Source organism: Candidatus Polarisedimenticolia bacterium, assembly GCA_035764505.1.
Classification (GTDB): domain Bacteria; phylum Acidobacteriota; class Polarisedimenticolia; order Gp22-AA2; family AA152; genus AA152.
Genome location: DASTZC010000177.1, coordinates 1 through 24,119, shown reverse-complemented (window position 1 = coordinate 24,119; position 24,119 = coordinate 1). Strand labels below are relative to the sequence as shown.

Genomic DNA, 24,119 nt, shown 5'->3' with positions numbered 1-24,119 from the left:
GCTCTCCTCCCCTTCGAGCGCTCCGCCGAACGCCACGCCTCCCAGCGTGATCCCGCGCGTCACGTCATGGGTCCCGGAGGGCATGTGGCAGGTGGCGCAGGTCGGCGCCTGGCGCGTATCGCGCGTGGCCGCGTAGGCGATGCCGTGCTTCGACTCCTCGTAGGCTTCGTTCTGCGGGTGGTCCGGTCCCACGTGGCAGGTGATGCAGGCCTCAGGCTGGCGCGCCTGCTCGGCGGAGAACAGGTGACCGGTGTGGCAGTAGTTGCACTTGCCGATGCTGCCGTCGGCAAATTTCCGGCCGATGGCGTGGCAACCCATGCACCCCAGCCGCTGCATCGCCGGGGTCTGGGCCATGAACTTGGCGTTGGTCTCCGCCATGGTGCCCGCGATGGCATGTCCCTGCTTGGCGAACTCCTCGACGGCCTTGGCATGACAGCTGCCGCAGACTCCCGCGGAGACCTCCCCCTTGGCCTTGATCATCTCTTCATGATTGGTTCCGTGGCAGGACTGGCAGGTGACGCCCCGGGCGAAGTGGACGGAGCGGCGCCACTGCTCCACCATTCCGGGATCGCCGCCGCCCTTCAGGTCGGCCGTGCCGTCGTGGCACGACAGGCAGTCGCCCGGGGCGGAGGCGCGCCGGGTGGGCGGGGAGACGAAGCGTTGCAGCGGGGTGAGCGAGACGGCAACGGCGGCCAGCAGGAGCACCGCGAGAGCCGTGGACGGAAAGAGCCACCTCGGCTTTGGTTCGCCGGGCGTGTCAGCCATCGAGCCTCGATACCAGAGAGAACCCGTTCGGTGCCATTGCAAACCACGAGGGGTAGGAAGTCTGAGTATACGGGGGGTCCGGCGGGAGCGTCAACGCAAGGGCGGCTCGCGTGCACCCCTGTGATATTCTCTGCCTCAGCTCATGGCGAAAGCGAACCCCGGAATGAGTATCTGGAGGGAGCGGGCCCACCTGGCCGGCTCGGTCCTCTTCTGCACCCTCGCCATCGTCCTTGGGACCCTTCTTTATCCGCTGGTGCTGGTCTTCTTCGGCTCCATCGCTCTCATCTATCCGCTTTTCCGGCGCGGGGGGGCCGGCGGCTCCGGCTCGCGCGGGACCCCTCGGGGAGCCATCGGGGCGTGAGATCCAGCGTTCCGGTCGCGCCGGCCGCGATCTTCCTCGTAATTCTGCTCACCGGCGCATGCGGACCGGCGCGGGAAAAGCCCGTGCCCTCGAGGACCGGTGCGTCGCAAAGCGCCGGGAGCCAGGACGAGAAGCTCCTCCTTCCCGCGGAAGCCGCTCGCTGGGTGAACCAGGGAATCACGGAGTACCGTCAAGGCCGGTACCACCAGGCCTCCGAATCCTTCACGAAGGCCCGCGACCAGGTTCCGGCCGACCTCAAGGTTTCGACCCTGCTCGGCACGGCGCTGCTTCAGGCCAAGCGGTATGCTCCGGCGCGCGAGGAGTTCCGCCGCATTCTGACGATCCATTCCGAAGCGGTCGATCCGAGGCTGGGGCTGGCGCGCATCGACATCCGGCAAGGCGACTTCGAAGGAGCCGCGGGGCTGCTCCGCGAGGTCCTGCAGCGCGAGCCGGAGAATCTGCAGGCGCTGTACAACCTTGGATTGATCCGCTACCGGGCGGGGGATTACGCCGAGGCGAGTGATCTGCTGGGACGGCTGCTGCGGCAGACGCCCAACCATCCCGAAGCGCACGTCACGCTCGGGCAGGCCTATGCGCGCCTGGGGAACGACGCGGCGGCCGAGAGCGAGTTCCGCGCGGCGATCGCGGTCAAGCCCGACGCGCGGGACGCCCACTTCCACCTGGCGACGCTGCTCCTGCGCGCCGGCAAGAAGGAGGAGGCAGCCAAGGAGCAGGAGACCTTCAAGAGGCTGTGGGATCGGCAGGCTGCGGACCGGGCGGCGGAGGGCAGGGCGCGCGACCTCTACCTGGCGGGGGACTTCCCCGGGGCGCTGGCGGAATACGACCGGCTGCTCGAGGTGCAGCCCGGCTCGGGACGGTTCCAGCTCGGGCGCGCCCAGTGCTTCCTGAAGCTGGGAAAGAAGGACGAAGCGATCGCCGCGCTCGAGAAGGCGGCCGCGGCGGATCCCGATCTGGCCGACGCCCATTACCACCTCGCGGTCCTTTACCAGGAGCGCGGCCAGGAAGAGAAGAGCGAGAGGGAGCGCCGGGCCTTCGAGGCCCTGGAGAACCTGGGTGAGAACAAGACCGGCTTCTAGCCTGGTACTCGCGGCGGCCGCGGCGCTGCTCCTGGCGCCCTCCTCCGGCCTCCGTGCAGCAGCGGCGCCCTCGCTGGTGCTCACCGAGGTCGCCGAATCCTCCGGCGTCAGCTTCCGCCACGTCATGGGGAAGACTCCGGAGAAAAACATGATCGAGACGATGGGGTCAGGAGTCTGCTTCCTGGATTACGACGGCGACGGCGATTCCGATCTCTATTTCGTCCAGTCGGGACCGGTGCCCGGCGCGCCGGGCAAGCGTCCCGGCAACGTCCTGTACCGCAACGACGGCAAGGGGAAGTTCACCGACGTCACCGTCGCCGCGGGCGTCGCCGGTGAAGGCTACGGGATGGGCTGCGCCGCCGCCGATTTCGACAACGACGGCGACCAGGACATCCTGGTGACCAACTTCGGACCGGACCTGCTGTTCCGCAACAATGGCAACGGGACTTTCACCGAGGTCGCGAAGCAGGCGGGCGTGGCGCACCCGCTCTGGAGCACCAGCGCCGCCTTCGCCGACTACGACCGGGACGGATGGCTCGACCTGCTGATCACGAACTACGTCGACTTCACCATGGCGAACAACAAATGGTGCGGCGATCACATCCGCAAGATCCGGGCCTATTGCCACCCCGACGCCTACCAGGGCGTCCCCGACGTGCTGTACCACAACAACCGCGACGGCACCTTCACCGACGTCACCCGCAAGGCCGGCTTGAACGAGCCCTGGGGAAAGGGGCTCGGCGTCGTGTGGAGCGATCTCGATGATGACGGCGATCTCGACCTGTACGTCGCCAAGGACTCGGTGCCGAACACCCTGTACCGCAACGACGGCAACGGCACCTTCACCGACGTGACACTCGACTCCAACACCGGCTACAGCGAGGACGGCAAGCCGGAAGCCAGCATGGGTGTGGATGCGGGAGACTACGACAACGACGGCGATTTCGATCTCTTCATGGTGCACCTGTCGGGGGAGGTGAACGAGCTGTACCGCAACCTGGGCGGATTGCGGTTCGACTTTGCGACCTACCCGTCCGGCCTGGGAGAGGTGAGCCTGCCCTTCGTCGGCTTCGGCACCAATTTCTTCGACTACGACAACGACGGCGACCAGGACATCTACGTCGCCAACGGCCACATCATCGACAACATCCAGCTCTTCAATGACTCATTGAAGTACGCGCAGCGCGATTTCCTGTTCGAGAACCTTGGGAACGGTAAGTTCAAGGATGCCGGTCGGGAGCATGGAGCCTACTTCTCCCAGGAATTCGTCGGCCGCGGCATGGCGCTGGCCGACATGGACGGCGACGGCGATTTGGATGTCGCGGTCTCGAACAGCGATCAGCGCGCCATCCTGCTGCGCAACGACGGCGGCAGCGCACGACACTGGCTGCGCATCAAGCTTCGGGGAACGCGATCCAACCGGGACGGGATCGGAGCGAAGGTGAGCGTGACGGCGGGAGGGAAGCGGCAGGTCGACGAGCTGCGCAGCGGCACTTCCTATTTGTCGCAGAACGAGCTGGTGGTCCACTTCGGCCTGGGCTCGGCGACGCGCGCCGAGAAGGTGGAGATACGCTGGCCTTCGGGCATCGTCCAGACCCTGTCCGACGTGCCCGCCGACAGGATTCTTCAGGTCACGGAAGCGGGCGTCCCGCCGTCCGGAAAGCCTGGGAAGATGCCGGCGCTGTAACGCCGGACCCGAATCGGAGGCCGAAGCCCGCCAGCAAACCGATGTCGATGCCGTTGTTCTGATCGATGATGTTTTCAATGAGCGCGGTCTGGAACGACCAGCGCCCCTCCACCCCCCGCCACCGCGCCCCTGCCAGGAGCTCCGTGCTGTAATCGGCCAGCGAGCCGTTCGCCTGCGCCTGGCCGCGAAAGACGCTGCGCTGCGTCTGCAGCTGGCCGATCCAGGAAAGCCGATCCGACCGGACGTACTCATACGCCATCCCGAAGGCGGCAGTGTCGCCGGGACGGATCGAGGGGACCAGGTCCCACGAGCCGATGTAGACCCAGGACGCCGACAGGTGCAGGCGGTGCTTTCCGCCGCGCAGCGTTCCTTCCGCCGCCAGCCCTGCGTCGAGGCTGCCGCTGCCTGCCAGGCGGGCGGCATCTCCCGTGGGGAATTTCACGGCAAGCGAGATGGCGGCGGCGCCGCGGGGAGAATCGGCCAGCGCCAGACGGCCGGTGAGCGCGATGTCGCCCAACGCGAACGAAGAAGGAGAAGAATCGGCGAAGTAGGTCTTGCCGTCCCAGGTCAGCACCATCTGGACCGCGTCTTGATCGTAGAACTCCCGCCCGCTGTTCCCCAGCGTCAAAGAGTTGTGGTACGACTCGATCGTAGAATCAAAGATTCCCCCGAGATAGGTGATGAAGGGAACCTCCAGGCCCCACTCCAGGCGATGGCCGATGCCGGATCGATAGACCAGGCTGAGGCGCGATTGCTCGGTGTCCATGAAGAAGAGGCTCTCGCCCGGGTTCTCCATCTGGATGTCGTCGACGTCGCCCCGCGTGAGGCGCTTGCGATCTCCGGTATCGAAGGCGAGAAAGTCGTCGCTGCCGGAAAAGGTGTTCGCGTAGGAGACAAGGACTTCCACCTCACAGGCGCCCCGGGGGAGGATCGACCCCGACCGGAACGGGAAGGAATAGAAGACCCAGTTGAGCGGGAACTGGTTCCTGGAACTGAACGGCCCATGCTCCAGCGGCTCCGGTGATGCCTGCTCGGAGGCGCCTGCGGGGGCTGCCAGCAGGCAGAAAAGCAACGCAAGCGCGGCGCAGCGCGCGGGCCCTGGCGCCATCATCTCTCCGAGAAACGTGAGAAAAGAGTTGCGGATTCTAGCCCTTGAGATAGACGGAGTAAAGAAAAGCGTCGTGTAACTGGACAAGCCTGCCCAAAACCACGGCAGACACCCCAAGTCGAGCGAGTCGAGAACTTGCGCGCCGTCTCGAGGGGAAACCAGCCACTGCGCGTGGGGAATCGGTACATCTGACCATCTGCGCTGCCGGGGTGAATGGACCCACCGCCCTCGCCTAACTCGTCTTCAATCCCTTTCGTTTGTTGCGATTACATCGGGATGACAATTCCCCGACACCCTTTGGCCCTGGGGTTGCAGTTGCTGCTAGGCGTTGACGAGGTTCTGCATAGGCAAGAGACGGAATCTCACTGGCTGGCAAAGGGGGAATCGGCATGGAAAAGACGTCTCGGACCCGCCGCACGCTGGTTGCCGCAGCCGTTTTCCTGGCCGTGACCTTTGGCGGCGTCGTCGTCACTCATTCGGCTGAAAACCCTCCTCCTCCCGACTCCCGAATCAGCCCCCGCCTCCTTCGCGTCATGGAGGGGGCGGGGTCCGATCCCGAAGGCGTACCGGTGGTCGTGATTACCGATTCCTTGATCGATCCCACTCAGGTGACCCAGGTGCTCTCCGGCGGCGGCGTCTTGCGGCGCACCTTCGGAAAGGTCGGCGGCTTTGCCGCCAACGTTTCCTCCGGCGGATTGAAGAAGCTGGCGGCGATGCCGGGCCTGGTGAGCATGACGGTCGATTCGTCGGTACGCTCCCTGAACGATCTGAACTACGTCACGGTCGGAGCCGACGTCGCCTCGCGGAGCTTCGGCGGACCGGTCGGGCTGGACGGGACCGGCATCACCATCGCCGTCCTCGATTCCGGAATTGCCGCGCACCCCGACCTGGGCGCGCGCCTCGTGAAGGAAGTGCAGATCGTCGGCCACGACAAGGGCTTTTCAGATCCTTACGGGCACGGGACCCACGTTGCGGGAATCATCGCCGGCGACGGCAACGCCAGTCGCGGCGAAGGATCCTTCCGCCGTCTCAACGGCATCGCCCCCGGCGCCCGCCTCGTCTCAGTGCGGGTGCTGGACGAGAACGGCAACGGCCAGGTCAGCGACGTCCTGGCCGGAATCGACTGGGTCATCACGCACCGGCAGGCCTACGACATCCGCATCCTGAACCTGTCGCTCGGACACGCGGTGGAGGACCCGGTGGCCCTGGATCCGCTGTGCCGTGCCGTCGAGGCCGCCTGGAAGGCGGGCATCCTGGTCGTCGTGGCGGCGGGGAATGCCGGCGCTTCCGGCTACGGCTCGATCGACAGCCCCGGAAACGATCCGGCGGTGCTCACGGTCGGAGCTTCCAACAACTACCTGACGGCCTCACGCTCCGACGACATCCTGACGAGCTATACGTCGCGCGGACCGACAGCCGAGCAGGTGCTGAAGCCCGATCTGGTTGCTCCGGGGAACCGCACCGTGTCGCTGCGCTCCGTCGGCTCGACGCTGGACACGACGTTCCCCGGGCTGCGCGTCAAGGAGCAGGCTTTCAATGCCGATCCGTCGCGCGCCGGTTCCGACTCTCTTTACTTCCAGCTGAGCGGATCGAGCATGGCTGCCGGGGTGGTCTCCGGCATGGCGGCCCTGATGCTCCAGGCCGACCCTGCGCAGAGCCCCGATACGCTGAAAGCGCGGCTGATGCGGTCGGCGGAGAAGCGGCCGGTCTACGACATCTTCTCCGAAGGGGCGGGGTTCGCCGATCTCGCCGCGGCGCTGACCGAGAAGGGGACGGCGCCGTTCCCCGCTCTCTCGCCGAAGGTGGAATGGACTCCGACAGGCCTGCTGATCCAGGAAACCGGCGTCGTCTGGGGCGACACGCTCTGGTCGCTGCCCGCGATGTACGGCTCCGATCCGCTGCGCGGCACCGGAAGTCTGTGGGCCGATCCGGGCCTGTGGGTCGTCTCGAGCTCCGCCGCGGGCGATGTCTCCGGCTCCTCCGTCGTCTGGGGCGGTGGCAGCAAAGTCGGCTCCTCCTCTGTGGTCTGGGGCGGCGGAGCCAAGGGCTCCTCGATGGTCGGAGCCGATTCGGTGGTGTGGGGCGGCGGCGCCAAGGGCTCCTCCACGGTCGGAGCCGATTCGGTGGTGTGGGGCGGCGGGATGCAGGGAACCGTCAGCGCCGACTCGGTGGTCTGGGGAGGCGGCTTGAAGAAGAGCGCGACCGACACGACGCTGCTGGGAGACAACGTGCCCCAGGAGCCTTAAGCCTTGTTCCCAGGGTCGTCAGGGCCCCCCTCGAGCCCCGACGGCGGCGCCGCCCCTCCCCCCGGGGCGGCGCCTGTTTTTTGTGCCGAGATGGAGGACAGGCGCTCTTGCACGAAGGGAAGCGAAGCGCGCATCAGAGCGCCCGGCGCCGCGAGCAGCGTGTAGTGCCCCCGCGGAAGCCAGCACAGCGCCGGCCGCTCCCAGGCCTCCCACAAGCGCTTCACCGAGTCGGCCAGCATGATGCGATCGTGACGACCCGCCACGAGGAGGATCCGCTCCCTCGGGATGGCGGGCCGCCAGCTCGAGGGTGAGATCGTGCTCCAGAAGCGCTCCAGCCGCCCGCGCTCGCCGAGTCCGGTCGCCTCGAGATCCTCGCGCACGTTGCGACCGAGGGGAGTCTCCAGGATCGGGGAGAGCAGCGAGTCGCCGCACCCCGCCATGACCAGGAAAGCCGGATCGGAGCGGACGCATCCGAGCAGCCCGGCGATGTATCCGCCCAGCGAATAGCCGAAAAGGCCCCACGGCCGCACCCCTTCCGCCATCAGGAAATTGATCGCCGCTTCCAGATCGACCACGCCCTGGCGGAACGCCTCGACGGTGAGCGCCGCATCTCCGGACACCATCAGCTCGCCACTGTAGACGCCCGCGGGTGTGCGCTCGAAGTGGAGAGGATGGGAGAGCATCAGGACCGCCCAGCCGCGCCGCAGAAAAGGACGGACATAGAGGTGCTCGATGCCGCGCCGCTTCCGATGGGCCCAACCGTGGCAGAGGACGACGAAGGGGGCATCGGCACGTTTCGCCGGCCGGTAGAAGCGGCCTACGGCCCGATTGCTCTCCGCCAGCGGAATCGGATGCAGGGAATCGAACTCCAGGCGCTCGATGCGGACATCCCGGGGCGCGTCCTCGACGATGCGTCGGACCTCGGGGATGCGGCCGTCGCATGAAAAGAAGCGCCGGGCGTCGGGGAACGGCGGCGGGTCGGCGTAGCGCCGCCAGGCCTCGGCGGGGGTGGCCAGGATTCGGCCGCGCTGGAAGGTTATCTTGTACCAGATGCGATAACGATCGATCCCCGCTCCCAGCGCCCGGTGCATCATGTCGTCTTCCCTGCAGACCGCGGCAGTCCGGGGAGCCTCACAGCGCCGCCTGCCGGTCCAATTCCCGGGAGCGGGAAGGCATGGGAAGCCAGCCGGCCAGGGGCACCGAGGCGAGCATCAGGAAAACCAGGCTTCCCGGCAGCAGGTAGCGCCCTTCCAGATGAATCGGAACCGTGACGGCGAGAAAGGCCGCGGGGAATGCCATCAGCGGCAGCAGCTCGCGCCAGCGGGGGCGCATCTCCCACAAAGCGAGCAGCGCCATGAAGAAGAGCGCCGGATCCCATAGGCGCTGCAGCATCTTCAAGGCGGCGGTCAGCGGATGGGCCAGCAGGTAGACGACCGGGCTCCCGCCCGTGCGGGCCCGGAAGGTGCTGAAGCTCGCCTCGGGCCGGTCGATTCCCGCCAATCCCCAGGGATTTGCCGGGAACAGGAGGCCGCCCACCAGCCGTTTTCCCCACAGTGCGACGACGAAACCTGGCCGGCTGCCGAAAGCCGAGTTCACCTTTTCTTCGAAGTAGTCGTCGTACTCCGGCGAGCCGTAAACGAGGCTGTGATTCTCCTGCAGGGCGGTCAGATAAGTGCGGCGGTCGTCCAGCACGGCGCCGAAGGGATTGTCCACTTCGCCGAAGCCTTCCCAGATGCTGGGCCAGAGGAAAGTGTTCGTGGGGATGAAGCGTTGGAAGAGGCGCTGATTGCGGGCCGCCCAGGGAAGCAGGACCAGTATCGGCAAGGCGACCAGCGCGGCGGCGCGCGGGGCGGCGCGCCACGGTCCCAGCGTGACGAAGATGGCGGCGGCGAGGAAGAGTGGCACGACCACGACCGTCGATTTGAGCAAGGTCCCCGCCGCCAGCACGGCACCCATGAGGACGAAGCTGCGCCAGGGATAGTCGTGCTCGCGGCTGCGCGCCAGGAGCCAGAGAAGCAGCGCCACCACGAAGAGGATCCACCAGTCGTACAGCGGCACGAGGGCCAGGCGGATCTCGGCGAAATTCAGGGCGGCGACGATTCCCGCAACGCGTCCCGGGCGCTCGCCGAAATAACGCCGGGCGGCTCCGAAGATCATGAAGGGAAGCAACGAGCTGCCGAGGATCTGCAACAGCTGGATGGGCAGGTAGCGATAGCTCCCCGTCAGCTTGAAAGAGACGGCCAGCAGGAACGGATAGCCCGGCATCCTCTGGATCAGCGGACGGGTCGGCTGATCGGGGGGATCCGGGAATTCGGCAATGTCCCGGAGCTTCCCCTGGCCGAGCTGCAGGTCGTACAGGAGCAGGATCTCGTCCGGCCCGGTCGTCTCCGACAGCCCGCGTCCCTCCAGCAGGTTCCTGGCCACCAGCCCGAGGGAGGTGGTGATGCCTCCCGAGAGATACTCGGTGCGCAGGAAGTGGAGCATCGGCAGCCGCACGGCGAGCGACAGCAGCGCCAGCAGCAGGAGGAAGCGCGAGCGGGTCATGGGAGGCATCCGGCCGGGCGGGAGTGCATCATCCGCGCTCCCCGGAGGCGGCCTCCGGCTTGCGAGCCATGGCGATGAGCGAGACGCCCACCGGGAGCTCCCAGTGCTTCAGCAGGTGACGCTCCGCGCCGAAGACGTCGGCCAGGCGGTCGTTGATCCAGTCGTTGCCGATGCGGACATCGGAGCGCCGGTCTCTCGGGCGGAGATGCCGCCGCAGGAGACGGGCGGCGTAGACGATCGGGAAGAGCAGCATGTTGTAGTAGGAGAGCTTCTCGATGCGAAAGCCGCTCTGCTCCAGGCGCGCGCGCAGCTCGCTCCGCCCGTAGCGGCGCCGGTGCTGGTTGATCTCGTCGTGCGGCGACCAGAGACAGCGATGGGCCGGCACGGTGATCAGCAGGAGGCCGCCGCCGCGCAGCAGCGATCCCGCGCGTGCCAGTGCCAAGGCATCGTCGTCGAGATGCTCCAGGACGTCGAACAGAGTGACGAGATCGAAGTCGCGGAAAGCCGGGACCTGGGCCGGAAAGTCCATCCGCAGTAGCTCGGCGGCGCCGTCGTAGCGCTGCTTCGAGTAGCGGATGGCCGCTTCGGCAGGATCGATCCCGGTCACCTGCCCATGCTCGGAGAGCAGCGGAATCATGCCGCCGGTGCCGCAGCCGATGTCCAGGATGCGCAGATCGCGCCGCGGCGGAAGCCAGGCCGCGATCAGGGAGGCCAGGATGCGCCGCCGGCCCACGAACCACCAGTGCCGTGCTTCGTGCAGCTCGGCGAAGTCCCGATACATGGAGGCATCCATGCTCAGGGCCGCTCGGGAAAGCCGATCTTCTCGTCCAGCACATAGAGAGGCCTCCGGCGGACCTCCTCGTAGACCCGCCCGACATAACCTCCCAGGATCCCCAGGATGATCAGCTGCGTGCCTCCCAGGAACAGGACGATTGCCGCGAGCGAGGTCCACCCCGCCGGGTTGCCATAGAGGAAGCGCGAGGCGAGAGCGTACAGCAGGTAGAGGAAGCCCAGGCCGGCCGCCACGAAGCCCAGATAGGTCGCCAGCTGCAGGGGAACGGTCGAGAAGGCGAAAAAGCCGTCCAGGGCCAGCTTGATGAGGTGGCGCGTCCTGTACTTGGGCTCGCCGGCGTGGCGCGGCATGCGCTCGTAGACGTGCTCGACCTGCCGGAAGCCGACCCACGACCGCAGGCCGCGCAGGAATCGGTTGCGCTCGGGCAGCGCGTTGATCAGCGAGACGACCTTGCGGTCCATCAGCGCGAAATCTCCCGCATCCAGCGGGATCTGCACATCGCTGATGCGGCGCAGGATGCGATAGAAGAGCGCGTAGGCGGCCCGCTTCGCGGCGCCTTCCTTGCGGCGGGTGCGCACCGCATAGACCACCTCGAAGCCTTCGCTCCATTTCGCCACGAGATCGGGAACCACCTCGGGAGGATCCTGGAGGTCGGCGTCCATGACGACGACGGCGTCGCCGTCGACATGCTCGAGCCCCGCGCTCACCGCCTTCTGGTGGCCGAAATTGCGGGAGAACGACAGGACCCGCACGCGCGCGTCGGCGGCCGCCATGCGCCGCAGCCGGGCCAGCGACTCGTCGCCGCTGCCGTCGTTGACGAAAGTGAGGCGGAAGGGAATGCCGCGTCCTTCCAGCGAGCGCGCCAGGCGTCCCCACAGCTCCTCGAGATTCGCGGCTTCGTTGTAGATCGGGACCACGACGTCGAGGTGGCTCGACAGCGAGCGGGTGTGGCCGGATGCGTCGGAGGGGCCGGCCAGCGTCAAATCCGGGCCTTTTCCCGAAGCGACTCGTAGGATGCCCCGGGACTTGCTTCGGTCTCCACGGGAAGCCCGAGCTGGGCCCAGCCCGGCTCCACCATCCGGCCGAAGGCATCGCGCGCGCCTCCGATTCCGGTGCGGACGTTCGCCAGATCGCGGTAGCCCGCGGCGGCGAGGATTTCGGCGGCCCGCTGCGAGCGCACTCCGGAAAGGCAGCCCAGCACGAGCTTCGCATCGGGCGCGAAGCTGGCCTGCATCACCGCCAGGAAATCCGGGTTGGGAGCCATCTGGCCGCGGTCGTCGGCATGGAACAGGGGGACATTCACGGCGCCGGCGGGGTGCGCCTGCGCGAACTCCGGCACGGAGCGCACATCGACGTAGGTGGCGCCGCCTTCGGCGAGGAGCGCCTGCGCTTCGTGCGGTGAAATCTGAGGTATCGGCACGCCTGGCTCGTCCGGGATCGGATCCCGCCGGCGGGATCGCGCGACATTATAGCGGCTGGGGGAATGCGGCGAAAGGAGGGAGGCCGGGGGCTTGCTCGGCGCTTTCGATCAGGATCGGCTAGAAGTCCTCGGCGAGCGCAGGAACCTCCCGACGCAGCGGTTCAAGGGATGGTTGCGTGGAAGCATCGGGAAGAAGCTTCCCTTGCGCCGGTCGAGGGTATCGCGCTCATGCGTCAGGAGCGGGTCCTGCGGACGAATCGAAAGGCCTTCCTCGCAGGCCAGGATTGCGGCGGCATGGTTCCCCGATCCGAAATGGATCCTCGCTAGGTTCAGGTAATGCTCCGGCTCGTACGGCTCCAGCTGGATGGATCGCTCGCACAGCCGGCGTCCTTCCTCGCAACGGCCGGAAGCCATGGCGAGCGCAATTCCGTAGTGCGAAAGGTACTGGGGCTGCACCGGCGTCTCGCCCGGGAAGGCGAGCTCGATGATGGCGCTCTGGAAGGTGCGCAGCGCGCGGTTGTAGTCGCGTCCGAGCGCCTGGCTCCTCGCGAGGCTCAGGAGGGCGGTTTCGTCGGTGTCAAACATCCGCTGCCCGGTCGGCACGTGAACTCCCCCAGGGTAGGCGCCCTGGAGGGAATATATCTTGTTTGCCATCAAGGGCAACGGCGAGTTCTGTCATGCCTTCGTCAGGCGGATGCCATGTTCAGGAGAGCCTCGCTTTCGACCTTTCTCCGTCGCAGCCGTGGACACGGATCCGACGAAAACTGTCAGCCTCCGCGGGCCGTGAAGGAACCGAATCCTCGATTGACGAAGCGGGAGACCCTTCGTATATTTCCAGCGTTTCCGACGCAGTGAAACGCGAACACGGCCGGGTCGAGGTCGGCGACCCCCGGTGCCGAAATAGCGGGAGAGCCACCTCGATGAAGCTGACACGCGCCGCCCTCCTCGCGGTCCTGGTCGGGTCGATCCTTCCGGCCGCCGTCTCCGCCTCCTACGTGAACTTCGAATCGTCCCAGGTCCATCCCATCGCTCTCAATGCCGCAACGAGCAAGCTTTTCGTTCTGAACACTCCCGACGCGCGTCTGGAGGTGTTCGACGTCGACGGGGAAGGGAGCCTGTCGCGATCGGCCTCGATCCCGGTGGGGCTCGAGCCCGTGAGCCTCGCGTGGCGGCTGAATTCCGTCACCGGAAGAGAGGAGGTCTGGGTCGTCGATCAGCTTTCCGACACGGTGAGCATCGTGGATTTGGGGCTCGGGCAGGTGGTGCGCACGCTGGCGGTCGGAGACGAGCCGACCGACATCGTCTTCGCCCAGGGAAGGGCTTTCGTCTCGGTCTCCCAGGAGGACTTGATCCGGGTCTACAGCCTTGCCAATCCGGCGCTGCCCCCCGTAGCGGTGCCGCTGTTCGGAAGACAGCCGCGGGCGCTGGCGGTCGGCGCGGGCGGCGCCCGCGTCTATGCCGTGCTGCAGAAATCGGGAAACCAGACCACCGTCATCGACGCCAACGTCATCGCCACCAACAATCCCAACCTCAACCTCACCCGGCTCTCTCAGCTCGGATTGCAGACCATTGCCTGCAGGGCCTGCGTCGGTGGCACGAACCCGGGGGCTTCCTGCACCAGCGGTTCGGACTGCGCCGGCGGCGGGTCCTGCCAGGGCTTGGCGCCTCCTCCTTATCCGCCGCTGCCCGCGGGAGTGGTCCGCAACCCGGCGCTCGTCGATCCGCCGGATGGCGTCCCGAAGGTCGGCCTCGTCGTCAGGTTCCAGGACGGGACCTGCCTGGCGGGCCCGACGCCGGGCGCTGCCTGCACCGCGACATCCCAGTGCGGTGCCGGGGGCACCTGCAGCGCCCGCTGGATCGACGAAGCGGGGCAGGACTGGAGCTCGTGCGCCCGCTTCCGCCTTCCCGATCACGACCTGTTCATTCTCGATGCCGCCAATCCTTCGCTGGCGCCGCAGACCGTGGATCACCTCGGCACCACGCTGTTCGAGGTCTCCGTGAACCCCGCCAACGGCAGGATCTACGTGCCCAATACGGACGCCCGGAATTTCGTGCGCTTCGAGCACGCTCTCGGCGTGCAAGGGCACGTGGTGGACGATCGGATGAGTGTCGTGGACCCCGCCGCGGGCAACGCGGTCACGCGCATCGATCTCAATGCGCACATCAATCGGGCCAGCGATCCCGCCGCCAACCTGGCGGAGCGACTGTCCAGCATCTCGCAGCCTGGGATGATGGTCTGGAAGGCCGATGGCAGCGCCGCGTATCTCACCGCCATCGGCTCCCGCAAGCTCTTCGTGGTGGACGGGACCTGCCTGGCGGGCAGCTGCATCTTCGGACCCGCGCGCGCCGCGCCGCACGCCGTGGAGGTGGGCGAGGGACCCACCGGTGTCGCCCTGGCGGAGGCGAAAGGCAAAGCGTACGTCCTCCTCCGTTTCTCCAATTCCATCGCCATGGTCTCCACTGAGTCCCTGACGAAAGTGGGAGAGATTGGGCTGCACGATCCGACGCTGCCCGCGACGCGCGACGGCAGGCGCTTCCTCTACGACGGCATCGACACCTCCGGTCACGGAGACGCCGCCTGTTCCAGCTGCCACATCTCGGGCGACATGGATGGCCTGTCCTGGGACCTGGGGAACCCCGAAGGCGATCTGGCGCCCTATTCAAGCCTGGGCGACAACGTGCGCTTCGTCATCCCGGTCGGCGGCTCCCCGCAGCCCTGCGATCCCGGCTCGCCCCTGTGCGCTTCGCACAGCGGCTTCGACCCGCAGAAAGGGCCGATGGCCACGCAGACGCTGCGTGGCATGCTCGAGCCGCTGCACTGGCGCGGTGATCGCTCCACGATGCGCGAGTTCAACAAAGCCTTCGTCGGGTTGATGGGCACCGCCGACATCGGTCCGGTGAATGGCGAGCCGGCCGGGCTCACCGCCCCCCAGATGGATCTCTATCGCAGCTTCGCCCTGGCCATCGCGATGCCGCCGAATCCGTTCCGCCGCGCCAACGATTCACCGCCGCAAGCCTGCAGCAACGACGTGACGAGGCTGTGCGCCGTGACCGCGGACTGCGTGGCCCCGGGAACCTGCTCCAGCCCGATGGTGCAGCTCCCCGGCAGCCCGTTCGCGGGCAATCCGGCGAACGGCGAGGTCCTTTTCAACACGCAGCCTTCCGATGCCGGCCAGCCGTGCACCGCCTGCCACGCCCATCCGTTCGGCGCCGCCGGCGGCAAGCTGGGTGGTGTCCCGCCGGTCGATCCGACGTCGCCCGACGCCACCGCCCTGTTCAACGGCAATGCCGACGGCTCGCCGCACAGCGATCTCGAGATCCCCCATCTGCGGAACATGTATGTGAAATTCGGCCCGCTCTTCGGGCCCCCGGGGACGGTGAACCCTCCCGAATCGAAAACCGGCTTCGGGTTCATTCACGACGCATCGATCCCGGACCTGGGGACCTTCCTGTCGGCGGGAGTCTTCAACCTGACGGCTCCGCAAGTGCGCGACATCGCGGCTTTCATGTTCTCCTTCCCGAGTGGCACCCGGCCTTCCGTCGGACGACACGTGACGGTGCCGCCGGGAGTCGCGCCCACCGGGACTCCTGCGGAGGAGAACCTGATCTCGGTGCTCCTGGGCGTGGGCAACCTCGCGGATGCGGGAAGACACTGCGAGCTGGTGGTTGCCGTCCCGTCCGCCGCCCGCCTGCGCACCTACGTGCTCGACGGGGGTGCTCCGGGCGGTTCGTGGACCGCCGACGTGGCGGGGGAGCCGCAGGTTACCACGGCGGTGCTGCGCAGCGGCGCCGCCGGAATGGTCAGTTTCCTCTGCGTTCCGATCGGGGAAGGAATCCGCCAGGGGATCAATCGCGACGAAGATGTGCGCTTGAACGGAGAGGATTGCAATCCGGCTGACGGCGGTGCCTGGGCGCCGACGGTGGAAGTGACGGCCCTCTCGGTGGCGAACGGATCGCCGACACCGCTCACCTGGGATCCGCAGGCGGGAGCTACCGGACCGGGGGTGCGCTACGAAATCGTCGGGGGAAGCTTGAGCCAGCTCCGCACGGCGGGGATCGGCTCGGCCACCGCGTGCCTGGCCGGCGATCTGGCGGCGGCCTCTTACCTGGATCCGCGCGCCAATCCGCCGGTCGGTGAGGGCTACTACTACCTGTCGCGCGCCGGGAATTCCTGCTCGGCGGGCACCTACGGCCCCGGACGAGCCGGTCCCGACGCGCTCGACTGCGGCAGCTAGGGTCCGTCGAAAGCTTTATTTGCTCGGAGGCTTCGGAGGCGCAGGGGCGGGCGCGGGCGCAGCTTCCGCGGGAGTGCTCCCAACGCGCGCATCGTTGACGGCCGCCTTGAACTCCTCGTCCGACATTCCCTTGGCCTTCTTCGCCACCAGGTTCAAGGCGTATTGGACCGGAATGACCTTGTTCGCATCGTCGGCGTAGATCGAATCGATCACCTTGATCACATCAGGGATCGACATGCCGCTGGGCACCAGCTTGGAGGAGGCTTCATCCAGGCAGCCCTGCTCGCAGGTGCTGCACGAGCTGGGTGCGAACTTGGAGAAGACCTGGATTCCGAGGAAATAGCCGGCGGCGAACAGCGACTTGTTGTTGGCATCCAGCTGCTTCCACACCGTTCCGTCGATCTGTCCCCCCTCGGCAAAGGCCCCGCCCGCCGGCACGCACAGCAGCGCCGCCAGCAGGAACAACCCAACCACACGCTTCATGGCTCCTCCCAGATAGAGTTTTAGACCTGGCGGAAGCGTGTGGGAATCGAACCCACCGGACCCGACTTTCGCCGCGCCCCACTGGATTTGAAGTCCAGGCGGCACACCAGCACCGATTCGCTTCCAGGGTCCCGGTACAATAAACGAGGAACCGCTATAATGACAAGCCGATGAGCCGTCCGTGCAAATCCTTCCTCAGAGCAGCTTTCACCGTGCTGGCCGTTTTGCTGATCGCTCTCTGCCCGGCGTGCGGTGGCGGCGCGGGTCCGGCCCGACCGGCCGGCGGAGGGTCTGCGGGAGGATCTGGCAAGGTCATCCTGATCGGAGTGGACGGCGCCGACTGGGGCGTCATCCGGCCGCTGATGGACGCGGGAAAGCTGCCGAACTTCCGCAAGATCGTGGAGGGAGGAGCGAGCGGAGTTCTCCATTCGATGGAGCCGACCCTGTCGCCCGCGCTCTGGACCACGGTCGCAACGGGACGGGAACCCGCCGTTCATCACATCGCCGACTTCATCGTCAATATCCCGGGCGGCGGCTACAAGCCGGTGACCAGCGACATGCGCGCGGTCCCTGCATTCTGGAACCTGATCGGGACCGGGGGGCGGGGAAAGAGGGTCGGCGTCATCGGCTGGCTCGCTTCCTGGCCCGCGGAAGCGGTGCAGGGCTACATCGTCACTTCCTACCTCCCTTACGTCTATGACTGGTCCACCGGACGCCCACTCAAGGGAACCGTGGTGGAGGGGATTCCCAGGCAGACCTATCCCGATTCCCTGCTGGGGGAGATCCAGCCTCTCAAGGTGGTTCCCGAGTCGGTGGACAAGGCGCTGTTGCGACGGTTCTACGATCCGCAGAAGACGGCGGTGCTCGGGAAGGATGCTTCCGAATGCGTGGAGGGATTTCTCTGGAGCCTCGCCTCGGACGAGACCTACCGGCGGATCGGCGCGAAGCTCTATCATGACGACCCGGTCGATCTGTTCGCTCTCTACTTCGGCGGGATCGACGTGGTGAGCCATCGCTTCTGGAAATTCAGCTGGCCCGAAGCCGAGCCCTACGGCGCCGATCCGGCCGAAGTGGAGGCGCTCGGCGGCGTCATCCCCGCCTATTACGGCTACATCGACGAGATCCTCGGAGAGTACCTTGCCAGCCTGGATGGGCGCACCACCCTGATCGTCCTTTCCGACCATGGCTTCAAGCCGGTGTTGGTGCCGGGCAAGCCGACCACCTCGGGACACCACCGGCTGGAAGGGGTCCTGGCTCTTTACGGAAGGGGCATTGCCCGCGGGACCGTCATCGAGGGGGCGACGCTCCTGGACATCCTCCCCACGGTTTTTGCCCTGCTCGACGAGCCGATCTCCCGGGAGCTTACCGGCAAGGTCCTGGCGGAAGCCTTCGAGCTTCCCTCTTCCGAGCGGCTCCATCTCACCTACGTCGACGCCTACCCGCCGCTTCCCGAAAGAGGCTCCGCGGCGGCCGGGGAGGCGATCGACGCCAACGTCCTGGAGCGCCTCAAATCCCTCGGCTATATCCGCTGAAGCCATCCGGCTGCGCGTCTTCCTTTGTTGCGCCCCCCGAAGCGCCTCGGCTATACTTCGCCCCTTCCCGAATGGGGCTGTAGCGCAGCTGGGAGCGCGCATGACTGGCAGTCATGAGGTCACGGGTTCGATCCCCGTCAGCTCCACCATCCCGGCTTTGTCCCCTTGAATTCTCCGAAGCTCGTTCCCCCTCCCTGAATCCATTTCCCCACGATCTTCCAAGTACCGGATTCCCTTTGGCTTGGACGCGCGACGCCGTCTCGACACTCCTGGTCATTCTCTGTCAGCGCGGATTTCAGTATTTGAATTGAAACGATGGCGCTGCTGCCCATATTCACCGAAGCGGAGCAGTTCGCCGCGCCGGTCGATGCTTCCGGACCCTCAATCAAGAAGGGACGCCGGAGAAGGGAGTGCAGGCTCATGGGACTGAAAGCCAAGCTGAACGATATGCACCTGACCGGGCTCGTGGGGCATTCCGAGTCGATCCTGCAGCCGGAGGAATCGCGCGTCCGCCAGTTGCTGGTGGTGGACGACGATCCCGGGGTGCAGGACCTGATCCACGATGTGCTGTCGGGAGCCGGCTATCGCGTCGAGACGGCCTTCGATTCCAAGGAAGCCATGGAGCGGATCGCCGAGAAGAACTACGACGGTCTCGTCCTGGACCTGGTCCTGCCGGCCGAGGACGGCCTGGAGCTCTACGACAGAATCCTGGAGCTGAACCCTTATCTCAGGAACCGGATCGTCTTCATCTCGGGCGAAGCGCGCGAGCACCAGCTCAAGAGGGTCGTGCGCAAGACCGGAGCGCATGTCCTCAAGAAGCCCTTCAATATCCTGGACTTGATTCGGGTCCTGCAGGATCGAGGTCTGTAGCGGCCCGGCCCCGGCCCCCAGGCCGACACCCCGGAATTACCCCGTCCTCAGCGGATTCCATGCAGCGCCCTCTCGAACCGCCCGCGCTGCCCGCGTTCCCCGCATGCTACAATTCAAAGCATCGATTCGAGATGCGGGGGACCACCGGTGTCGAGAACGGGTACTGCCTGCCGCCTGGCTCTCTTGCTCGGGCTGCTGGCCGGCTGCGGCCACGGCGGAAAGAACGACAACGACTCCGGTCCGAGGACCAACATCGATCTCACCGTCACCCAGTTCGCGGTGACGCCTTCTGCCGCCGACCCCGAGGACAGCCTTCACGTCACCGGCACCGTCCAGAACATCGGGAGCGAAACGGCCAACCCGATGCAGGGCGATTCTTTCGTGCTGCGATTCAACCTCTCCGCGGACGGGACCTTCGAGTACCGCGAGGAAGGGTTTCTGCAGCGCGTCATCACCGACCCCATCCTTCCGGGCACGAGCTTCGACTTTGCTTTCGATGCCCCCTACGGGGGCGGGGATACCCAGGCGAAGTTCGGCAACTTCTGCAACTCGATGGATTGCGTGCCGCCCGAGACCGGCGTGATCGGCGTGAAGGTGGACGGCGCCGACGTAATCAACGAAGTCAGCGAAGAAAACAACTTCCAGTTCCAGACTCTCGACGTGATTGGGACCCGGGTTGCGGTCGTTGCCTCGCTATGTGATTTTGGAAATCCCGGGATTGGCAGCGATGGATGCGAGCTGACCATCAGCGATGGTCTGTTTACCCAGAGGTACCATCAGCCATGCACCGGAGCCTGCAACGCCCGGGAAGTCGCGTTTCCCAACGAGCTGCACTCCCGGGTGTTCGCGAGCCTGCTCATCCGGAACTGCACTCGAAGCCAGGTTCCGAATGGTTCCTGCGGCGGAGCCTGGACCATCGAGGCGGAAACACAGAAACCCGGGCTGCCGGTGCTCAAAACGTCCTACCTGCTCCAGTGCCGCGCCAATTACCCCAACACGTCGCAGGGCTGTACCGCCGACATCGAGATCCGCGACCCGGACTACTGAGCCAGCACCGTCCTCCCGATGCGCCGCGTCGGCGCTCCCCACGATTGAGCAATGTACAGGAATTCGCGGTGCCGAGAACCAGCGCCGGCTGCGGCAATGGCGCTTTTTCCGGGCCTGCTGGCCGGCGGTGGCCGCGGCGGGGACGGCGAAGACAGCTCCGGCAGAAACCGACCCTGGTGAGCAAGAAGCGATTGGAAAGCGGATTGAGATCCGCAACGAGGGCTGTTAGGCGCGGTGTCCTAGCGGGTGCGCGCCGCGGCGGCGGGGGATTTCGCCTTTCCCGAAGGTTCCCTGCGGGTGCGCGGCCCGGCCGGCTCCGTCCGCTCCCCCTGGGCCGAGCCCTTCGAGGGACGCAGCGCTTCCCGGAGCACGTCGCCGATCTCCCGCGCGAACTGGAAGGTCATCGTCTTGCGCACCTCCTCCGGAATGTCGAGGAGGTCCTTCTCGTTGCGCGCTGGCAGGATGACGGTGCGGATTCCGGAGCGCCGTGCGGCCAGGACCTTCTCCTTCACCCCGCCCACAGGAAGCACCTTGCCGCGCAGCGAGATTTCCCCGGTCATGGCGAGATCGTGCCGCACCCGGCGGTTGGAGAGGAGCGAAGCCAGCGCCGTCGCGATGGTCACGCCTGCCGAAGGGCCGTCCTTGGGGATGGCCCCGGCCGGTACGTGCAGGTGGATGTCGGTGCGCGAGAAATCAGCATCGAAGATTCCGAGCTCCGCCGCGTGCGAGCGCACGTACGACAGGGCCGCGTGTGCCGATTCCTTCATGACGTCGCCCAGCTGTCCGGTCAGGTTGAACCCGCCCCTTCCTTTCATGCGCGACGCCTCGATGAGCAGGATGTCGCCGCCCGCGGCGGTCCAGGCCAGGCCGGTTGCCACACCCACCTCGTCGCGGCGCTCGGCGATCTCGGGCAGGTAGGGGGCCGGTCCCAGGAATTCGGTCAAATCCTCGGTGCCGATCTTGCCGCGGGCGGGCTCGCCCAGGGCCACCGACTTGGCGATCTTCCGGCACACCTGCCCGATCAGCTGCTCCAGCCGCCGCAGTCCCGCCTCGCTGGTGTAGCCGCGAATCATCTCGACCAGGATCTTTCGATCGAAGCCGAGCTGGTCGGTCTTCAAGCCGTGGCTGTCGATCTGACGCGGCACCAGGTATTGCTTGGCGATCGCGACCTTCTCCTCCTCCGTGTAGCCGGACAGCGGCAGGATCTCCATCCGGTCGCGCAGCGGCTCGGGGATGGTGTCCAGGCGGTTGGCGGTGGTCAGGAACATCACGCGCGACAGATCGAAGGGGACGTCGAGGTAGAGATCGAGAAAGCCGGAGTTCTGCTCCGGATCGAGCACCTCGAGCAGCGCCGAGGCGGGGTCGCCGCGAAAATCGCTGCCGATCTTGTCGATCTCGTCGATGATGAACAGGGGATTGGCAGTGCCGGCGCGGCGGATGTTCTGAATGATCTTCCCCGGCATCGCACCGACGTAGGTGCGGCGGTGGCCCCGAATCTCCGCCTCGTCCCGCATCCCTCCCACCGACATGCGGATGAACTTGCGCCCGAGCGCCTCGGCAATCGACTTGCCGAGCGAAGTCTTGCCCACGCCTGGAGGCCCGAAGAAGCAGAGGATGGGCCCCTTCATGTCGGCCTTCAGCTTGCGCACCGCCAGATATTCCAGGATGCGGTCCTTGATCTTGTGCAGCCCGTAATGGTCCCGCTCGAGAATCTCGCGAGCCTTGGCGATGTCGAGATTGTCGGTGGTGACGCTCGTCCAGGGCAGCTCCAGCAGCCAGTCGAGGTAGGTCTTCACGACGCTGTACTCGGCCGAGGCCGGGTTGATGGTGGCCAGGCGATCCAGCTCGCGCGTCGCCTCCTTCAGCACCGCCTCGGGATAGTTCCCCTCGCCGAGGCGCTTGCGCATCTCGGTGATGGCGGCTTCCGCCTCGTTCCCCTCGCCCAGCTCGCGGCGAATGGTCTTGAGCTGCTCGCGCAGGAAGTACTCGCGCTGCGACTTGGAGATCTCCTCCTGGGTCGCCTCCTGGATCTCCTGCCCCACCTTGATCTGGTCCAGGGCCCGCTTCAGGAGCCGGATGGCGCATTGCAGCCGCTCCAGCGGCTGCAGCGTGCAGAGAATCTCCTTCTTGTCCTCGAGCTTGAAGTTCAGGTGATTGGCGATCTGGTCGGCCAGGTTCCCCGGACCGGTGAGGTTGTTGCGGATGAGGTGGAGGATCTCCTCGGAGACCCTGCTGTCCTGCCGGACGAGGGTCTCGAGCAGGTGCAGCGCGTTGCCCATCAGGACGTTGGCCTCCATCGACTCCACGTCGGGCTCCTCGATGCACTCCACGCGGGCCTTCAGGTAGGGGTCGGTGGCGGAATACTGCGTCACCTTGAAGCGCGCCAATCCGAGCAGGATGATCTGGATGGTGTTGCGCGACACGTTGATACGCGTGACCAGCCGTGCCGCGACGCCGATCTGCGTCAGGTCCTCGACCGGCGGGAAGTCCAGCCCGCTGCCGCGCTGGATCACCAGCCCGACGATTCCTTCGGGAGGCAGGTCCCGGACGAGCTGCAGGTTGCGCTTGCGCACCACCTGCAGGTTCACGACGATGTTGGGGAAGACGATGGTCGAAACGAGCGGAATAATGGGCAGCTCTTCCGGAATCTCGAATTCCTGCGGGTGAGCTTCCCGTTCGGAGATCTTCGGCACGGGGTCCTCCTGTGGGTGGCGCGGGCGCCCCATTTCTAACCGGCGTCGGGGCGGACCCATTCCTGCCCTCCGGGGGGGCCGGGGTCTACCTCAATATAGGTTCGGGCGCGCCAGCGCGCCCGTCGGCGGTCAAGGTATATCCGAGCATCCGGTAGAGCAGCTTCGCGGCCAGGAAATCGGAAGCGGGCTGTCCGGCGATCGGGGCGAGCTCCATGAGGTCGAATCCGACGATGCGGCTGCGCCGCGACAGCTCCCGCAGAAAAGCCAGGGCCGTATACCAGTCGCCGCCGCCGGGCTCCGGGGTTCCGGTTCCGGGCACCATCGAGGGATCGAAGAAGTCCACGTCCACGGTCACGTAAACCTCGCCTTGGGCAGCCTGCAGGGCCTCCTCGAGCCAGCTGCGGTCCCGGCAGACGCGCAGGCCCGAGATGAGGAGGGCCGGATTCTTTTCCAGGTAATCCGCTTCCTCACGGCAAAGGCTGCGGATTCCGATGCCGACGGTGGGAATGCCCATCTCGCGTACCCGCCGCATCACGCACGCATGGTTGTACCTGGAGCCTTCATATTCATCGCGCATGTCGCCGTGCGCGTCGAGCTGCACCACTGTGAGCCGCGGGTGGCGTCGATGGTACGCGGCCACCGCCCCTGCCGTGATCGAGTGCTCGCCCCCCACGGTCACCACCAGCTTGCCCATATCAAGATACCGTGTGACGGCGGCGTGGACCAGTTCAACCATTTTCTCGGGCGGATCCTGGTTGCCGGAGACGGCCGCTGCCGTGTGGATTCCCCGGGTATAGGTGTCGATCCCCAGCTCTTCGTCGTACAGCTCGAGGCTGCAGGAGGCGGCAATGAGCGCCGCCGGGCCGTCCGCCGTCCCTTTACCATAGGACGCGGTGCGATCATAAGGGACGGGGAGAAGCACGGCTCGGGCGGGGCCCAGGTCGCATTCCGGGGGGCCGATGCCGAGGAAGTTCTCGGGGTGGATTTCCATGGTCCTGCTCGTGCCGGGGCAGGAGGGTCTAGGGGATCAGGACGGCGGCCGACACCACCGTGGTCCAGACGCCGTTCTTGTCCCCCACGGCGGTCTGGGTCACGTTGATCGTCTTGTAGAACTCGCCGCTAATCTTCCAGACCTCCTTGCGCTCGTCGTAGGACTTGTCGGGATCGAACTCAATCCCGAGGATGGTCGCCAGCATCTGCGCGGCGAGGTCTTCCGCGTAATCTCCCGCCTTGTCCTC

20 protein-coding genes and 2 tRNA genes are annotated in these 24,119 nt (G+C 66.4%); 9 read left to right on the top strand and 13 right to left on the bottom strand.

Going from position 1 to position 24,119, the window contains the following annotated elements:
• On the bottom strand, window positions 1-765 hold a 765-nt coding region (locus VFW45_11925; GenBank protein ID HEU5181493.1), incomplete at its 3' end, for a multiheme c-type cytochrome.
• Window positions 766-928: 163 nt separating this feature from the next.
• Here VFW45_11925 and VFW45_11920 point away from each other — a divergent pair.
• Genes VFW45_11920 through VFW45_11910 form a run of 3 tightly spaced genes read left to right on the top strand, consistent with a single transcriptional unit; the run spans window position 929 to window position 3,910 of the window.
• Window positions 929-1,126 carry a hypothetical protein gene (locus VFW45_11920; protein HEU5181492.1) on the top strand — a complete coding sequence of 66 codons (198 nt, stop codon included), beginning with the start codon at window positions 929-931 and terminating at the stop codon, window positions 1,124-1,126.
• A complete protein-coding gene (locus VFW45_11915) occupies window positions 1,123-2,223 on the top strand; it encodes a tetratricopeptide repeat protein (GenBank protein ID HEU5181491.1) in 1,101 nt (366 codons plus the stop codon). The genes VFW45_11920 and VFW45_11915 overlap by 4 nt, the downstream gene beginning before the upstream one ends.
• Entirely contained in the window at window positions 2,201-3,910 is a 1,710-nt protein-coding gene (locus VFW45_11910; protein ID HEU5181490.1) for a CRTAC1 family protein, read from the top strand. The genes VFW45_11915 and VFW45_11910 overlap by 23 nt, the downstream gene beginning before the upstream one ends.
• On the opposite strand, the gene VFW45_11905 is transcribed toward VFW45_11910, so the two are convergent.
• Window positions 3,855-5,018 (bottom strand): DUF3187 family protein, encoded by a 1,164-nt coding sequence (locus VFW45_11905; protein HEU5181489.1) that lies wholly within the window; start codon window positions 5,016-5,018, stop codon window positions 3,855-3,857. The genes VFW45_11910 and VFW45_11905 overlap by 56 nt on opposite strands.
• Before the next feature lie 389 nt (window positions 5,019-5,407).
• On the opposite strand from VFW45_11905, the gene VFW45_11900 reads away from it, so the two are divergent.
• The gene (locus VFW45_11900) at window positions 5,408-7,264 is read left to right on the top strand and encodes a S8 family peptidase (GenBank protein HEU5181488.1); all 1,857 of its coding nucleotides are present in this window, start codon (window positions 5,408-5,410) and stop codon (window positions 7,262-7,264) included.
• On the opposite strand, the gene VFW45_11895 is transcribed toward VFW45_11900, so the two are convergent.
• From VFW45_11895 to VFW45_11870, 6 genes are all read right to left on the bottom strand, one after another.
• On the bottom strand, window positions 7,261-8,358 hold the full coding sequence (locus tag VFW45_11895) for an alpha/beta hydrolase family protein (GenBank protein HEU5181487.1): 1,098 nt from the start codon (window positions 8,356-8,358) through the stop codon (window positions 7,261-7,263). The two genes, VFW45_11900 and VFW45_11895, sit on opposite strands and share 4 nt — an antisense overlap.
• Before the next feature lie 37 nt (window positions 8,359-8,395).
• Window positions 8,396-9,808 carry a glycosyltransferase family 39 protein gene (locus VFW45_11890; GenBank protein HEU5181486.1) on the bottom strand — a complete coding sequence of 471 codons (1,413 nt, stop codon included), beginning with the start codon at window positions 9,806-9,808 and terminating at the stop codon, window positions 8,396-8,398.
• 28 nt (window positions 9,809-9,836) lie between these two features.
• Entirely contained in the window at window positions 9,837-10,589 is a 753-nt protein-coding gene (locus tag VFW45_11885; GenBank protein HEU5181485.1) for a class I SAM-dependent methyltransferase, read from the bottom strand.
• Between the two features lie 14 nt (window positions 10,590-10,603).
• Window positions 10,604-11,584, bottom strand: a complete 981-nt coding sequence (locus VFW45_11880; GenBank protein ID HEU5181484.1) for a glycosyltransferase family 2 protein — start codon at window positions 11,582-11,584, stop codon at window positions 10,604-10,606.
• Window positions 11,581-12,021, bottom strand: a complete 441-nt coding sequence (locus VFW45_11875; protein ID HEU5181483.1) for a rhodanese-like domain-containing protein — start codon at window positions 12,019-12,021, stop codon at window positions 11,581-11,583. Before VFW45_11875 ends, VFW45_11880 begins: the two co-directional genes overlap by 4 nt.
• A gap of 108 nt (window positions 12,022-12,129) precedes the next feature.
• The gene (locus VFW45_11870) at window positions 12,130-12,624 is read right to left on the bottom strand and encodes a tetratricopeptide repeat protein (protein HEU5181482.1); all 495 of its coding nucleotides are present in this window, start codon (window positions 12,622-12,624) and stop codon (window positions 12,130-12,132) included.
• 317 nt (window positions 12,625-12,941) lie between these two features.
• On the opposite strand from VFW45_11870, the gene VFW45_11865 reads away from it, so the two are divergent.
• Window positions 12,942-16,256 (top strand): hypothetical protein, encoded by a 3,315-nt coding sequence (locus tag VFW45_11865; GenBank protein HEU5181481.1) that lies wholly within the window; start codon window positions 12,942-12,944, stop codon window positions 16,254-16,256.
• Window positions 16,257-16,271: 15 nt separating this feature from the next.
• Here VFW45_11865 and VFW45_11860 read toward each other — a convergent pair whose 3' ends face one another.
• The gene (locus VFW45_11860) at window positions 16,272-16,739 is read right to left on the bottom strand and encodes a hypothetical protein (protein HEU5181480.1); all 468 of its coding nucleotides are present in this window, start codon (window positions 16,737-16,739) and stop codon (window positions 16,272-16,274) included.
• A gap of 27 nt (window positions 16,740-16,766) precedes the next feature.
• Window positions 16,767-16,864: transfer RNA gene (locus VFW45_11855), tRNA-Sec, on the bottom strand.
• Between the two features lie 45 nt (window positions 16,865-16,909).
• On the opposite strand from VFW45_11855, the gene VFW45_11850 reads away from it, so the two are divergent.
• The 4 genes from VFW45_11850 to VFW45_11835 all read left to right on the top strand — a co-directional run bounded on the left by VFW45_11850 (window position 16,910) and on the right by VFW45_11835 (window position 20,188).
• Window positions 16,910-18,271: an alkaline phosphatase family protein gene (locus VFW45_11850; GenBank protein ID HEU5181479.1), complete on the top strand. Its 1,362-nt coding sequence runs from the start codon at window positions 16,910-16,912 to the stop codon at window positions 18,269-18,271.
• 73 nt (window positions 18,272-18,344) lie between these two features.
• Window positions 18,345-18,420, top strand: a tRNA-Ala gene (locus VFW45_11845).
• Window positions 18,421-18,691: 271 nt separating this feature from the next.
• Window positions 18,692-19,141: a response regulator gene (locus tag VFW45_11840; GenBank protein ID HEU5181478.1), complete on the top strand. Its 450-nt coding sequence runs from the start codon at window positions 18,692-18,694 to the stop codon at window positions 19,139-19,141.
• 147 nt (window positions 19,142-19,288) lie between these two features.
• Window positions 19,289-20,188 (top strand): hypothetical protein, encoded by a 900-nt coding sequence (locus VFW45_11835; protein HEU5181477.1) that lies wholly within the window; start codon window positions 19,289-19,291, stop codon window positions 20,186-20,188.
• A 239-nt stretch (window positions 20,189-20,427) separates the two neighbouring features.
• On the opposite strand, the gene lon is transcribed toward VFW45_11835, so the two are convergent.
• The 3 genes from lon to VFW45_11820 all read right to left on the bottom strand — a co-directional run.
• Window positions 20,428-22,881, bottom strand: a complete 2,454-nt coding sequence (gene lon, locus VFW45_11830; protein ID HEU5181476.1) for an endopeptidase La — start codon at window positions 22,879-22,881, stop codon at window positions 20,428-20,430.
• Between the two features lie 85 nt (window positions 22,882-22,966).
• Window positions 22,967-23,872 carry an agmatinase gene (gene speB / locus VFW45_11825; protein HEU5181475.1) on the bottom strand — a complete coding sequence of 302 codons (906 nt, stop codon included), beginning with the start codon at window positions 23,870-23,872 and terminating at the stop codon, window positions 22,967-22,969.
• A 28-nt stretch (window positions 23,873-23,900) separates the two neighbouring features.
• A partial coding sequence (locus VFW45_11820) for a pyruvoyl-dependent arginine decarboxylase (GenBank protein ID HEU5181474.1) occupies window positions 23,901-24,119 on the bottom strand: 219 nt, incomplete at its 5' end.

Bases quoted from the DNA above. Each gene is read 5' to 3' on its own strand.
- VFW45_11920 (HEU5181492.1), top strand. From the start codon at position 929: ATGAGTATCTGGAGGGAGCGGGCCCACCTGGCCGGCTCGGTCCTCTTC.
- speB (HEU5181475.1), bottom strand. From the start codon at position 23,872: ATGGAAATCCACCCCGAGAACTTCCTCGGCATCGGCCCCCCGGAATGC.
- VFW45_11905 (HEU5181489.1), bottom strand. From the start codon at position 5,018: ATGGCGCCAGGGCCCGCGCGCTGCGCCGCGCTTGCGTTGCTTTTCTGC.
- VFW45_11860 (HEU5181480.1), bottom strand. From the start codon at position 16,739: ATGAAGCGTGTGGTTGGGTTGTTCCTGCTGGCGGCGCTGCTGTGCGTG.
- VFW45_11850 (HEU5181479.1), top strand. From the start codon at position 16,910: ATGAGCCGTCCGTGCAAATCCTTCCTCAGAGCAGCTTTCACCGTGCTG.
- VFW45_11900 (HEU5181488.1), top strand. From the start codon at position 5,408: ATGGAAAAGACGTCTCGGACCCGCCGCACGCTGGTTGCCGCAGCCGTT.
- VFW45_11890 (HEU5181486.1), bottom strand. From the start codon at position 9,808: ATGACCCGCTCGCGCTTCCTCCTGCTGCTGGCGCTGCTGTCGCTCGCC.
- VFW45_11840 (HEU5181478.1), top strand. From the start codon at position 18,692: ATGGGACTGAAAGCCAAGCTGAACGATATGCACCTGACCGGGCTCGTG.
- VFW45_11895 (HEU5181487.1), bottom strand. From the start codon at position 8,358: ATGATGCACCGGGCGCTGGGAGCGGGGATCGATCGTTATCGCATCTGG.
- VFW45_11885 (HEU5181485.1), bottom strand. From the start codon at position 10,589: ATGTATCGGGACTTCGCCGAGCTGCACGAAGCACGGCACTGGTGGTTC.
- VFW45_11865 (HEU5181481.1), top strand. From the start codon at position 12,942: ATGAAGCTGACACGCGCCGCCCTCCTCGCGGTCCTGGTCGGGTCGATC.